Raw genomic sequence first — 12,805 nt, forward strand, 5'->3', positions numbered from 1 at the left:
GCCCATTCGGCTCGTCGGCGCGCGCCCGAGCGATCGCCGCGCGGCTGTTCCGTGCGGCGGCGCCGCGCCGGACATCGGCGTCGCGCGCCGCGTCACCCGCCGCGCCCGGCGTTTCTCGCCTCGTCGAGCACGAAGTCGATGAACGTCGACGTCGCGCGCGTGTGATGGCGGTTCGGCATGTACAGCATGTACATGTGCGTGCCGAAGATGCTGAGCCGGTACGCGTCGAGCGTCGTGACGACCGCGCCGCGCCGCACGTCGTCGTGGACGACGTAGTCCGGCACGATTCCGACGCCGAGCCCGGACAGGATCGCCTGCCTCAGGAACAGGAAGTTCTCGGAGATGAGCGTTGGCTCGAGCAGCACCTCGTGCCGCTCGTCGCCGAGGTACGCGGCGACCCGCAACTGCCGGCCGACCACCGTCGACGTGATGACGGGCGCGTCGAACAACTGGTCGAGCTCGGTCGGCATGCCGTGCGTCGCGGCGAAGCCGGGCGACGCGCACGCGACGTAGCGCACCGCGCCCATGTCGCGCGCGACGAGGTTCTGTGGCGGCTCGGACATCACGCGCACCGCGATGTCGACTTCGTCGCGCATCAGATCCTCGATGCGGTTCTCGAACACGACGTCGAGCACGATGCCCGGATAGAGCCGCTTGAACGCGATCAGCCAGTTCGACATCACGAGCTGCCCGTAGCCGCTCGGCACCGAAAGCCGCACGCGCCCCTGCAAATCCTGGCCCAGCGTCGTGACCGCCTCGCGCGCGGCGAGCAACTCGTTCTGGATTCGCCGCCCGTGCTCGTAGAGCCGCAGCCCGATCTCGGTCGGCTCGATGCGCCGCGTCGTGCGGCGCACGAGCTGCAGCCCGATCGATTTTTCCAGCTGGTTGAGCCGGTAGCTGACGTTCGCGCGGCTCATCTTGAGCCGCTGCGCCGCCTTGCTGAGATTGCCCGCGTCGAGGATGTCGACGAGCAGCGTGAGCGCATTCAGATCCATCGCCGTGCCTGCATGTCGAAATACATTGTCAAAACCGGCTTGACAGGTTGTTAAAGAATGCTGGAATTGTCAATCAATCTAGATCAATCGAGAATCGTGGCAAACCCCGCGTCTCCCTCGACGGAGCGAAGGCGCGCATTCCGTACGGAGCGACAGACATGAATCAGCAGGCTTCCCACGCAACCGGCACCGTCACGCGCGAGCGGCGCGACAAGGTGCTCGTCGTCACGATCGACCATCCGCCCGTCAACGCGCTGTCCGCCGACGTGCGGCGCGGCCTCGTCGACGCGCTCGACGCGGCCGATGCCGACGCCGCCGTCGGCGCGGTGCTGATCGTCGGCGCCGGGCGCAACTTCATCGCCGGCGCGGACATTCGCGAGTTCGGCAAGCCGCCCGTGCCGCCGCTGCTGCCCGACGTGTGCAACCGGATCGAGACGAGCGGCAAGCCCGTCGTCGTCGCGCTGCACGGCGCGGCGCTGGGCGGCGGCCTCGAGATCGCGCTCGCCGCGCACTACCGGATCGCGGTGCCGGGCGCGAAGCTCGGCCTGCCCGAAGTGCAGCTCGGCCTGCTGCCCGGCGCGGGCGGCACGCAGCGCACGCCGCGCCTGATCGGCGCGAAGGCCGCGCTCGACCTGATGCTGAGCGGCCGGCACGCGTCGGCCGAGGAGGCGTTGACGCTCGGCCTCGTCGACCGGCTCGCGCACAGCGACGACACGCTCGCCGAAGGGCTCGCGTACGTGCACGAGCTGCTCGCGGCGGGCGCGCCCGCGCGCCGCACGCGCGACGCCCAAGGGCTCGCCGATCGCGCGGCCGCCGAAGCCGCGCTCGAGGCGGCGCGCGCCGACGTCGCGAAGAAGTCGCGCGGCCTGTTCTCGCCCGCGAAGATCGTCGACGCGGTCGCCGCCGCGCTCGCGCTGCCGTTCGACGAGGGCCTGCGCACCGAGCGCCGGCTGTTCGTCGAATGCCTCGACAGCCCGCAGCGCGCCGGGCTCGTGCATGCGTTCTTCGCGGAGCGCGAGGCGGCGAAGTCGCCCGAGACGCGCCGCGGCGTGCCGCGCGCGATCGAGCGGATCGGCGTGGTCGGCGGCGGCACGATGGGCGCGGGCATCGCGGTCGCGGCGCTCGACGCCGGCTTCCCGGTGACGATGATCGAGCGCGACGACGCGTCGCTCGAGCGCGGCCGCGCGCACGTCGAGAAGGTCTACGCGGGCCTCGTCGCGAAGGGCCGCATGACGCCCGCCGCGCAGGCCGCGCGCCTCGCTCGCTTCAAGGGCGGCACGTCGTACGACGCGCTCGCGCAGGCCGACGTCGTGATCGAGGCAGTGTTCGAGGACATGGCGGTCAAGAAGTCCGTGTTCGCGGAGCTCGCGCGCGCGTGCAAGCCGGGCGCGGTGCTCGCGACGAACACGTCGTATCTCGACATCGACGAGATCGCGGCGAGCGTCGAGCGCACGCCGGACGTGATCGGCCTGCATTTCTTCTCGCCCGCGAACATCATGAAGCTGCTCGAAGTGGTCGTGCCGGCGAAGGTGAGCGCGGACGTCGTCGCGACCGCGTTCGAGCTCGCGAAGAAGCTGAGGAAGATTCCGGTGCGCGCGGGCGTGTGCGACGGCTTCATCGGCAACCGCGTGCTCGCCGTCTACCGCACGGCCGCCGACTACATGATGGAGGACGGCGCGTCGCCGTATCAGATCGATCGCGCGATCCGCGAATTCGGCTTTCCGATGGGGCCGTATCAGGTCGTCGATCTGGCGGGCGGCGACATCGGCTGGGCGACGCGCAAGCGCCGCGCGCCGACGCGCGATCCGCGGCTGCGCTACGTCGAGATCGGCGATCGCCTCTGTGAGCGCGGCTGGTTCGGCCAGAAGACGGGCCGCGGCTACTACCTGTATCCGGACGGCGCGCGCGCTGGCGCGCCGGACCCGGAGGTCGAGGCGATCATCGCCGAAGCGCGCGCGAAGAAGGGCGTGAGCCCGCGCGCGTTCACCGACGACGAGATCGTGCGCCGCTATCTCGCCGCGATGATCAACGAAGGCGCGAACGTCGTGCACGAGAAGATCGCGCTGCGCCCGCTCGACGTCGACGCGGTGTTCCTGCACGGCTACGGGTTCCCGCGATATCGCGGCGGCCCGATGCATTACGCGGACACGGTGGGCCTCGCGAACGTGCTCGCCGACATTCGCGCGTTCGCGAGCGAGGACCCCGTCTTCTGGAAGCCGTCGCCGCTGCTCGTCGATCTCGTCGCGCGCGGCGAGACCTTCGCGAGCCTGAACCGCATCGACTGACGCCGCGCCCGGTCGCCCGCCGGTTGCCCTACACGTATTCGAGAACGACGTCACATGGATCTCAATTTCACCGCTGAAGAGGAAGCGTTCCGCGCGCAGGTGCAGCGCTTTCTCGCCGACGAGCTGCCGCCGCGCATTTCGCGCAAGGTGAAGGGCGGCTTGCGGCTCACGCGCGACGACATGCGCGAATGGCACGCCATCCTCAACGCGCGGGGCTGGCTCGCGAGCCACTGGCCGCGCGAATGGGGCGGCCCCGGCTGGAGCGTCGCGCAGAAGTTCCTGTTCGACAACGAGTGCGCGATCGCGGGCGCGCCGCGCATCGTGCCGTTCGGCGTGAACATGCTCGGCCCCGTGCTGATCAGGTACGGCAGCGAAGCGCAGAAGCGCCGCTGGCTGCCGCGCATTCTCGACGGCACCGACTGGTGGTGCCAGGGCTATTCGGAGCCGGGCGCGGGCTCCGATCTCGCCGCGGTGAAAACGAGCGCGGTGCGGGGCGTCGACGCGCAGGGCGACCACTACGTCGTCAACGGGCAGAAGACGTGGACGACGCTCGGGCACTACGCGAACATGATCTTCTGCCTCGTGCGCACCGCGACCGACGTGCGCAAGCAGGAAGGCATCAGCTTCCTGCTCGTCGACATGAACGCGCCCGGCGTCGAGGTGCGCCCGATCGTCACGCTCGACGGCGAGCACGAAGTCAACGAAGTGTTCTTCACCGACGTGCGCGTGCCGGCCGAAAACCTCGTCGGCGAAGAGAACCGCGGCTGGACCTACGCGAAATACCTGCTCACGTACGAGCGCACGAACATCGCGGGCGTGGGCTTCTCGGTCGCGGCGCTGGACAGGCTGCGCGCGGTCGCGGCGAAGGTGAAGAGGAACGGCCGGCCGCTCGCCGACGATCCGCTCTTCGCCGCGCGGCTCGCTCGCGTCGAGATCGAGCTCGACAACATGAAGACGACGAACCTGCGCGTGCTCGCGGCCGTCGCGGGCGGCGGCGCGCCGGGCGCGGAGAGCTCGATGCTGAAGATTCGCGGCACGCAGATCCGCCAGGAGATTTCGTCGCTGATGCGTCGCGCGATGGGGCCGTATGCGCAGCCGTTCGTCGACGAGGCGCTCGACGCCGATTACGACGGCGAGCCGTTGGGCGGCCTGCCCGAGGCGGCGAGCGCCGCGACGCAATACTTCAACAACCGCAAGCTGTCGATCTTCGGCGGCTCGAACGAGATCCAGAAGAACATCATCTCGAAGACGATGCTCGGGTTGTAAGGACGATCCATGGACTTTCGATACACCGAAGACCGCCGGATGCTGGCGGACAGCCTGAACCGCTTCATCGCCGAGCAGTACCCGTTCGCCGCGCGCGACCGGATCGCGCTCTCCGAGCCCGGCTACAGCGACGACATGTGGCGGCGCTTCGCCGAGCTGGGCGCGATCGGCGCGCTCTTCCCCGAGGACTGCGGCGGCCTCGGCGGCGCGGGCTTCGACATCGCGCTCGTGTTCGAGTGCCTCGGCCGCGGGCTCGTCGTCGAGCCGTTCGCGGGCGCGCTGATGACCGGGCGCGCGCTCGCGCAGGCGGGCGGCGACGCGCACCGCGCGCGGCTCGCCGATCTGATCGAAGGCCGTGCGATCGGTGCGTTCGCGCATGCGGAGCCCGGCACGCATTACGAACCGTACACGGTGAGAACGCGCGCGGCTCGCGAAGGCGGGCGCTGGGTGCTTGACGGAGCGAAGGCCGTCGTCGATTGCGGCGAGCACGCGACGTTCTTCGTCGTCAGCGCGCGCACCGCCGGCGCCGACGACGCCGCCGCGGGCCTGTCGCTCTTCGTCGTGCCGAAGACGGCGCCGGGCGTGACGGCGCGCGGCTACCGGAAGATCGACGGCGGCCGCGCGGCCGACGTGCGCTTCGAGCGCGTCGCGCTGGCCGACGACGCGCTCGTCGGCGCGCCGGGCGAAGCGGCCGACGCGATCGAGCGCGCGCTCGGCTTCGGCCTGCTCGCGCTCGCGGCGGAGGCGCTTGGCGCGATGGACGTCGCGAAGGCGTACACGCTCGAGTATCTGCGCACCCGCCGCCAGTTCGGCGTGCCGATCGGCAGCTTCCAGGCGCTGCAGCACCGGATGGCGGAGCTGCTGCTCGAGATCGAGCAGGCGCGCTCGGCGGTGATCAACGCGGCCGCGCAGCTCGACGCGCCGCGCGTGGCGCGCGAGCGCGCGCTGTCCGCCGCCAAGTACAGCGTCGGCCGGATCGGCGCGCTCGTCGCCGAGGAGAGCATCCAGCTGCACGGCGGGATCGGGATGACGTGGGAGCTGCCGCTCGCGCACTACGCGAAACGGCTCGTGATGATCGATCACCAGCTCGGCGACGAGGATCACCACCTCGCGCGCTATGTCGCGCTGTCGAAGCAATAGCCGCCAACGAACGGAGGAGACGAAGATGCGCAACGAACCGGGCGCGCAGCCGCTCGCGGGTATCAAGGTGCTCGACTTCTCGCGCGTGCTCGCCGGGCCGTGGTGCGCGATGGTGCTCGCGGATCTCGGCGCGGAGGTGATCAAGGTCGAGCATCCGCGGCGCGGCGACGACACGCGCGACTGGGGCCTGCGCGTGGGCGACACCGAGACGACCTACTTCAACAGCGTGAACCGCAGCAAGCGCTCGATCTGCGTCGATCTGCAGACGGAAGCGGGGCGGCGCATCGCGCGCGGGCTCGCCGCGCAGGCGGACGTCGTCGTGCACAACTTCAAGGCGGGCGGCGCGGAGAAGCTCGGCCTGGGCTACGACGCGCTCGCCGAGCTCAATCCGCGGCTCGTCCACTGCGCGATCTCCGGCTACGACCGCTCCGGCCCCGAAGCGAGCCGGCCGGGCTACGACCTCGTCGTGCAGGGCGAGGCCGGCCTGATGGCGCTGAACGGCGAAGCCGGGCGGCCGCCGCTGAAGTTCGGCGTCGCGGTGGCGGACCTCTTCACCGGCATGTACTCGGCGCAGGCGATCCTCGCCGCGCTCTACGAGCGGCACGCGACGGGGCGCGGGCGGCGCATCGAGATGGCGCTGTTCGATTGCGGGCTGATGGTCACGTCGTACTACGGGCTCGAAGCGCTGCTGATGGGCGAGGACCCGCCGCGCTACGGCAACGCGCATCCGTCGATCGTGCCGTACGGCGTGTTCGACGCGGCGGACGGCCCGATCGTGATCACGGTCGGCAACAACCCGCAGTTCGCGCGCTTTTGCGACGTGATCGGCCGGCCGGAGCTCGCGGCCGACGCGCGCTTCGCGACGAACATCGCGCGCTCCGCGAATCGCGCGGAACTGCTGCCGGAGATCCTCCGCGAGCTCGGCCGCCGGCCGCGCGCGGCGCTGCTCGCGGCGCTCGCCGACGCGGGCATTCCGTGCGGCGAGGTGCTCGGCTTGCGCGAGGCGCTCATGTCCGAGCGCGCGCGATCGGCGGGGCTCGTCACGCGGCAGCCGCATCCGGTCGCGGGCGATGTCGACGTGCTCGCGCCGCCGTACCGGTTCGACGGCGAGCGCCTGCCCGTGCGCGGCGCGCCGCCCGTGCTCGGCGCGGATACCGAGCGCGTGCTCGGCGACTGGCTCGGGATGTCCGGGCCCGAGATCGCGCAACTGCGAAGCGAGCGCGTCGTGTGAGCGCGGCGGACGGCAGACCGCAAGACAGTAAGACCGCAAGACCGCAAGACCGCAAGACCGCAAGACCGCAAGACCGCAAGACCGCCGCGCCGGCGGCAACGATTACACAACAACCTCGTCGATCGAGGAGGAGACGTCATGGAGACTTCCGTCATCGAAACGGTCGTGGCTTGTCGCGACTATCAGCAGCTCGTGCGCGCGCGGCGCCGCTTCAGCTTCATGCTGACGGCGCTGATGATCGCGACGTACTACGGCTTCATCCTGCTCGTCGCGCTCGCGCCGCGCACGCTCGCCGCGCCGCTCTACGCGGGCGCGACGATCAGCGTCGGCGTCGTCGCGGGCGTCGCGATCATCTTCGTCGCGGTCGGCCTGACGGCGGGCTACGTGCTGCGCGCGAACCGCTCGTTCGACCGCTCGGTCGACGCGCTTTTCAACCGTTCGTGACGGAGGCCGCGATGCTGCGTCAATCGATCGCGCGCGCCGCGCGTCTCATGCCGGCCGCGCTCTTTGCGTGCGCGGCGCTTGCTTGCGCGCCCGCGCACGCGATGGGCGTCGCCGCCGCGCCGATGCCCGACAAGGTCGCGCTGAACCCCGTGGCGATCGGCATGTTCTTCGTCTTCGTGTTCGCGACGCTCGCGCTCACGCGCTGGGCCGCGCGCCGCACCCGCAGCGCGCGCGACTTCTACACGGCGGGCGGCGGCATCACCGGCCTGCAGAACGGCCTGGCGATCGCGGGCGACTACATGTCCGCCGCGTCGTTTCTCGGCTTGTCGGGCATGGTGTTCATGTTCGGCTTCGACGGGCTCATCTACTCGATCGGCTTTCTCGTCGGCTGGCCGTTCGTGATGTTCCTGATCGCCGAGCCGCTGCGCAATCTCGGCAAGTTCACGTTCGTCGACGTCGTCGCGTACCGCTTCGCGCAGCGGCCGATCCGGCTTCTCACGTCCGCGAACGCGCTGACGATCGTCGTGCTGTACCTCGTCGTGCAGATGGTCGGCGCGGGCAAGCTGATCCAGTTGCTGTTCGGGCTGTCGTACGGCACCGCGGAGCTGATCGTCGGCGCGCTGATGGTCGTCTACGTATTCTTCGGCGGAATGACCGCGACGACCTGGGTGCAGATGATCAAGGCCGTGCTGCTGCTCGCCGGCGCGACGCTGCTCGCCGCGCTCGCGCTCGGCGAGTTCGGCTTCAGCGTTGACGAGATGTTTCGCCGCGCGGTGGCCGTGCATCCGGGCGCGCTCGGCATCATGGGGCCCGGCAAGCTGATCCGCGATCCGGCGAACGCGCTGTCGCTCGGCATCGCGCTGATGTTCGGCACCGCGGGCTTTCCGCACATCCTGATGCGCTTCTTCACGGTGCCGAATGCAAAGGAGGCGCGCAAATCGGTGCTGTACGCGACGGGCTTCATCGGCTACTTCTATCTGCTCACGTTCGTGATCGGCTTCTCGGCGATCGTGCTGCTCGCGCAGCACCCGGAGTTCTTCCGCCACGACGCGGCGGGCGCGTTCAACCTGACGCGCGATCTCGTCGGCGGCTCGAACATGGTCGCGGTGAAGCTCGCGCAGGCGGTCGGCGGCAACTGGTTCTACGGCTTCATCGCGGCCGTCACGTTCGCGACGATCCTCGCCGTCGTCGCGGGCCTGACGCTCGCCGGCGCGACGACGATCTCGCACGATCTCTACGCGCAGATGTGGGCGCGCGGCAGGCCGGACGAGCGGCTCGAGATGCGCATTTCGCGCGCGGCGACGCTCGCGCTCTCCGCGGTCGCGATCGGCCTGTCGATTCTGTTCGAGCATGTGAACGTCGCGTTCATGGTCGGGCTCGTCGCGGCGGTGGCGGCGAGCGCGAACTTCCCGGTGCTCGCGACGTCGATCTTCTGGCGCGGGATGACGACGCGCGGCGCGGTGCTGGGCGGCGGGCTCGGCCTCGCGTCGGCCGTCGCGCTCACGTTGCTGTCGAAATCGGTATGGGTCGACGTGCTGCATCACGCGCACGCGCCGGTGTTCCTCGACAACCCGGCGCTCGTGTCGGTGCCGCTCGCGTTCGCGGGCATCGTGATCGGCTCGCTGACCGATCGCAGCGAGCGCGCGCGGCGCGAGCGCGACGCGTTCGCGCGGCAGGAGTTCTACGCGCAAACGGGCGTGCTCGCCGCGCAGGCCGCCACGCACTGAATCGTCGGGGAAAAGGGCGCGGCGGCGCGCGAGCCGTCCGGCGATCCGGACGGCTGCATTCCGGAAATCCGGATTTCCGGAATGCGCGCGCCCGCGACGGTTCGGAAAACCCAGAGAAATCAACAGGCTGAGCCTGATCGAGCACCTGGCATCGACCTTGCGAAGTAAACGCCCAAGGCCGCCTTGGCCTCACTACTACAGCAAGGAGACATTCGATGCCCCACCCCGTCCACCTCCCTCGGATTCGCTGAGGCCATCGCTTGTTGCGGCACGGCAGCCGCGCGGGCGAGTGGCTCCCCTGACATTCGTCCGCGCGCGTGACGCCGACCTGCTTCGACCCACCTTCTCTCTTCTCTGGAACCATCGTGAAGAAACCGTTCTATAAAGTCCTCTACGTGCAGGTGATTTTCGCCATCGTCGTCGGCGTGCTCCTGGGTCACCTCTATCCGTCGCTCGCCGTCGACATGAAGCCGCTCGGCGACGGCTTCATCAAGCTGATCAAGATGGTGATCGGCCCGATCATCTTCTGCACCGTCGTGACGGGCATCGCCGGCATGCAGGACATGAAGAAGGTGGGCCGCGTCGGCGGCAAGGCGCTCCTGTATTTCGAAATCGTGTCGACGTTCGCGCTCGTGCTCGGCCTCGCGGCGACGCACATCCTGCGTCCCGGCGTCGGCTTCAACATCGATCCGGCGACGCTCAACGGCAAGGAAGTCGCGTCGTACGCGGCGAAGGCGCACGGCCAGTCGACCGTCGACTTCCTGATGCACATCATCCCGAACACGATGATCGACGCGTTCGCGCAGGGCGAGATCCTGCAGATCCTGCTGATCGCGCTCCTGTTCGGCAGCGTGCTCGCGCATCTCGGCGAGCGCGGCCGCGTCGTCACCGATTTCATCGACGGCATCACGCGCGTGCTGTTCGGCATCGTGCACATCGTCACGAAGCTGGCTCCGGTCGGCGCGTTCGGCGCGATGGCGTTCACGATCGGCAAGTACGGCGTCGGCTCGCTCGTGCCGCTCCTGAAGCTGATCGGCACGTTCTACCTGACGTCGGTCGTGTTCGTGCTCGTCGTGCTCGGCGCGATCGCGCGCTTCACCGGCTTCTCGATCGTCCGCTTCGTCGGCTACATCAAGGAGGAACTGCTGATCGTGCTCGGCACGAGTTCGTCGGAGGCGGCGCTGCCGCAACTGATGGAGAAGCTCGAGAAGGCAGGCTGCTCGCGCTCGGTCGTCGGCCTCGTCGTGCCGACCGGCTACTCGTTCAACCTCGACGGCACGAACATCTACATGACGATGGCCGTTCTCTTCATCGCGCAGGCGACCAACATCGAACTGACGTGGATGCAGCAGCTCACGCTGCTCGCGGTCGCGATGCTGACGTCGAAGGGCGCGAGCGGCGTGACGGGCGCGGGTTTCATCACGCTCGCCGCGACGCTCGCCGTCGTGCCGACGATTCCGCTGTCCGGCATGGTGCTGATCCTCGGCATCGACCGCTTCATGAGCGAATGCCGCGCGCTGACCAACATCGTCGGCAATGGCGTCGCGACGGTTGTCGTGTCCGCGTGGGAGAAGGAGCTCGACCGCGCGAAGCTGCACGCGGCGCTTTCGGGCAACGGCAAGGCGGCCGCGGGCGAAGCCGCGCGGGTCTGACGATGTGTGCGGAGACGGCGGGGCGCGCAGCGGCGCCCGCGCCGGGCGGGGCCGGGCCGGGCGCGTCGAAGCGCGCTTCGCACGGCCCCGCGGCCTTTTCGGGGGGCGGCTATGCCACAATAGACGATCCTTACAGTCCGGAAGCCGTCACCGTGAAGCGCCGCCTGCTCGTCGTTCTCGCGCTCGCCGCGATGCTCGCGGCCGCGTGCGCGCTCACGTGGACCGTCACGTGGCGGCGCGGCATCGCCGATCTGCGCGACAGCGCGGCGGCGCGCGTCGACCGCACGACCAACGCGCTGAAAAGCACGCTCGACCGCTACGAATCGCTGCCGTACCTGCTGGGCGGCCACCCGTTCGTGCAGGACGTCCTCGCCGCGCCCGGCAATCACCGCTACGTGAATCGCGCGAACGTCTACCTCGAGGACATGAACCGCCACGCGCACGCGACGGCGACCTACGTGATCACCGCGAACGGGCTGTGCGTCGCCGCGAGCAACTGGCGCGGCCCGGACAGCTTCACCGGCATCGGCTATCAATTCCGCCCGTACTTCATCGATGCGGTGAAGGGCGGCACCGGCCGCTTCTTCGGGATCGGCACGATCTCGCGCGATCCCGGCTACTACATCTCGCAACCCGTGCGGCGCGACGGCAAGATCATCGGCGTCGCGGTCGTCAAGCTCAATCTCGAGTGGTTCCAGGGCGCGGACGCGTCGGAGCCGCTCGTCGTCGCCGACGACCACGGCGTGATCTTCCTGTCGTCGGTGCCGGCGTGGAAGTACCACACGCTCAAGCCGCTGCCGGGGCCGATCGCGACGTCGATTCACGAGACGCGCCAGTACGCGCAGTATCCGGTCACGCCGCTGCCGCTGCGCGTCGAGCGCGTGCTCGGGCCCGATGCGCAGATCGTGCGGATGGGCGCGGGGCGGCGTTCGCCGCGCTATCTCGCGACGCGCCGCCTGCTCGGCGAGCCCGACTGGCAGCTCGTCACGCTCGCGCCGATCGAGCCCGTCGACGTCGACGCGCGCAATGCGACGATCGTCACCGCGTTCGGCTTCGTGTCGCTCGGCCTGCTTGCGTTCTACTGGCGCGCGCGCCGCGCGCGCGTGCAGGAGATGCTGCGCAGCCGCGTGCTGCTGCAAAGCGCGTATGCGGAGCTGAACCGGCGCGTCGAGGAGCGCACGGCCGATCTGTCGCAGGCGAACGCGCGGCTCAAGAAGGAAGTCGGCGAGCGCATCCGCGCGGAGCAGGAGCTGCGCGCCGCGCACGACGAGCTCGTTCAGGCGAGCAAGCTCGCCGCGCTCGGCCAGATGGCGGCCGGCATCACGCACGAGCTGAACCAGCCGCTCGCCGCGCTGCGCAGCTTCTCCGACAACACGCGCGTGCTGCTCGACCGCGGCGAGCAGGCGGCCGCGCGCGAGAATCTCGAGGCGATCGCGGCGCTCACCGAGCGGATGGGCAAGATCACGAATCAGCTGAAGCTGTTCGTCGGGCGCGCGAAGCCGCGCAACGAGCGGGCGCACGTCGCGCGCGCGCTGCGCAACGCGCTCGCGTTGCTCGAGGAGCGGATGAGAGGCGTCGAGCTCGCGATCGTGCTGCGCGACGAGACGCGCGATCCCGTCGAAGCCGTGCGCTTCGATCCGTCGCGGGATGAGCCGGCGCTCGTCGCGCGCTGCGAGGATCTGCGGCTCGAGCAGGTGCTCATCAATCTGCTCGGCAACGCGCTCGACGCGGTCGCGGCGGCGGCCGCGCCGCGCATCGACGTGACGATCGATGCGACGGCCGCGACGCTTGCGATCGCCGTGCGCGACAATGGGCCGGGGATCGCGCCGGAATCGCTCGCGCGGCTGTTCGAGCCGTTCTTCACGACGAAGGAAATGGGGCGCGGGCTCGGGCTCGGCCTCGCGATCTCGTCGTCGATCGCGCGCGACGCGGGCGGCTCGCTCACCGCGCGCAACGCGCCGGCGGGCGGCGCGGAGTTCGTCTTGACGCTGCGCCGCGCGCGCACGCATCATCCGGACACTTCCGCCGCGAGCTGAGCGCGCGTTTCGCGCGCGGCCCGCGTCAG

9 protein-coding genes are annotated in these 12,805 nt (G+C 69.8%); 8 read left to right on the forward strand and 1 reads right to left on the reverse strand.

Annotated features, from left to right (window positions below):
• Positions 1–92: 92 nt before the first annotated feature.
• A complete protein-coding gene (locus BTH_RS14175) occupies positions 93–995 on the reverse strand; it encodes a LysR family transcriptional regulator (RefSeq protein ID WP_009893199.1) in 903 nt (300 codons plus the stop codon).
• A 158-nt stretch (positions 996–1,153) separates the two neighbouring features.
• Between BTH_RS14175 and BTH_RS14180 the strand changes: the two genes are divergently transcribed.
• From BTH_RS14180 to BTH_RS14215, 8 genes are all read left to right on the forward strand, one after another.
• Positions 1,154–3,280, forward strand: a complete 2,127-nt coding sequence (locus BTH_RS14180; RefSeq protein WP_009893198.1) for a 3-hydroxyacyl-CoA dehydrogenase NAD-binding domain-containing protein — start codon at positions 1,154–1,156, stop codon at positions 3,278–3,280.
• Between the two features lie 54 nt (positions 3,281–3,334).
• Positions 3,335–4,546, forward strand: coding sequence for an acyl-CoA dehydrogenase family protein (locus BTH_RS14185; protein ID WP_009893197.1), 1,212 nt, complete (start codon positions 3,335–3,337; stop codon positions 4,544–4,546).
• A gap of 9 nt (positions 4,547–4,555) precedes the next feature.
• Entirely contained in the window at positions 4,556–5,686 is a 1,131-nt protein-coding gene (locus BTH_RS14190; protein WP_009893195.1) for an acyl-CoA dehydrogenase family protein, read from the forward strand.
• A 25-nt stretch (positions 5,687–5,711) separates the two neighbouring features.
• Entirely contained in the window at positions 5,712–6,917 is a 1,206-nt protein-coding gene (locus BTH_RS14195; RefSeq protein WP_009893194.1) for a CaiB/BaiF CoA transferase family protein, read from the forward strand.
• 138 nt (positions 6,918–7,055) lie between these two features.
• A complete protein-coding gene (locus tag BTH_RS14200; protein ID WP_009893193.1) occupies positions 7,056–7,361 on the forward strand; it encodes a DUF485 domain-containing protein in 306 nt (101 codons plus the stop codon).
• Between the two features lie 11 nt (positions 7,362–7,372).
• Complete coding sequence (locus BTH_RS14205) at positions 7,373–9,088, forward strand: cation acetate symporter (RefSeq protein ID WP_011401753.1); 1,716 nt, start codon at positions 7,373–7,375, stop codon at positions 9,086–9,088.
• Between the two features lie 362 nt (positions 9,089–9,450).
• The gene (locus BTH_RS14210) at positions 9,451–10,740 is read left to right on the forward strand and encodes a dicarboxylate/amino acid:cation symporter (RefSeq protein ID WP_038707809.1); all 1,290 of its coding nucleotides are present in this window, start codon (positions 9,451–9,453) and stop codon (positions 10,738–10,740) included.
• Positions 10,741–10,742: 2 nt separating this feature from the next.
• Positions 10,743–12,776: a sensor histidine kinase gene (locus tag BTH_RS14215; RefSeq protein WP_009893190.1), complete on the forward strand. Its 2,034-nt coding sequence runs from the start codon at positions 10,743–10,745 to the stop codon at positions 12,774–12,776.
• Positions 12,777–12,805: the final 29 nt, after the last annotated feature.

Source organism: Burkholderia thailandensis E264, from assembly GCF_000012365.1.
GTDB classification, from domain to species: domain Bacteria; phylum Pseudomonadota; class Gammaproteobacteria; order Burkholderiales; family Burkholderiaceae; genus Burkholderia; species Burkholderia thailandensis.

Coding starts and splice junctions, on each gene's coding strand:
- BTH_RS14175 (WP_009893199.1), bottom strand. CDS start 995: ATGGATCTGAATGCGCTCACGCTGCTCGTCGACATCCTCGACGCGGGC.
- BTH_RS14180 (WP_009893198.1), top strand. CDS start 1,154: ATGAATCAGCAGGCTTCCCACGCAACCGGCACCGTCACGCGCGAGCGG.
- BTH_RS14185 (WP_009893197.1), top strand. CDS start 3,335: ATGGATCTCAATTTCACCGCTGAAGAGGAAGCGTTCCGCGCGCAGGTG.
- BTH_RS14190 (WP_009893195.1), top strand. CDS start 4,556: ATGGACTTTCGATACACCGAAGACCGCCGGATGCTGGCGGACAGCCTG.
- BTH_RS14195 (WP_009893194.1), top strand. CDS start 5,712: ATGCGCAACGAACCGGGCGCGCAGCCGCTCGCGGGTATCAAGGTGCTC.
- BTH_RS14200 (WP_009893193.1), top strand. CDS start 7,056: ATGGAGACTTCCGTCATCGAAACGGTCGTGGCTTGTCGCGACTATCAG.
- BTH_RS14205 (WP_011401753.1), top strand. CDS start 7,373: ATGCTGCGTCAATCGATCGCGCGCGCCGCGCGTCTCATGCCGGCCGCG.
- BTH_RS14215 (WP_009893190.1), top strand. CDS start 10,743: ATGTGTGCGGAGACGGCGGGGCGCGCAGCGGCGCCCGCGCCGGGCGGG.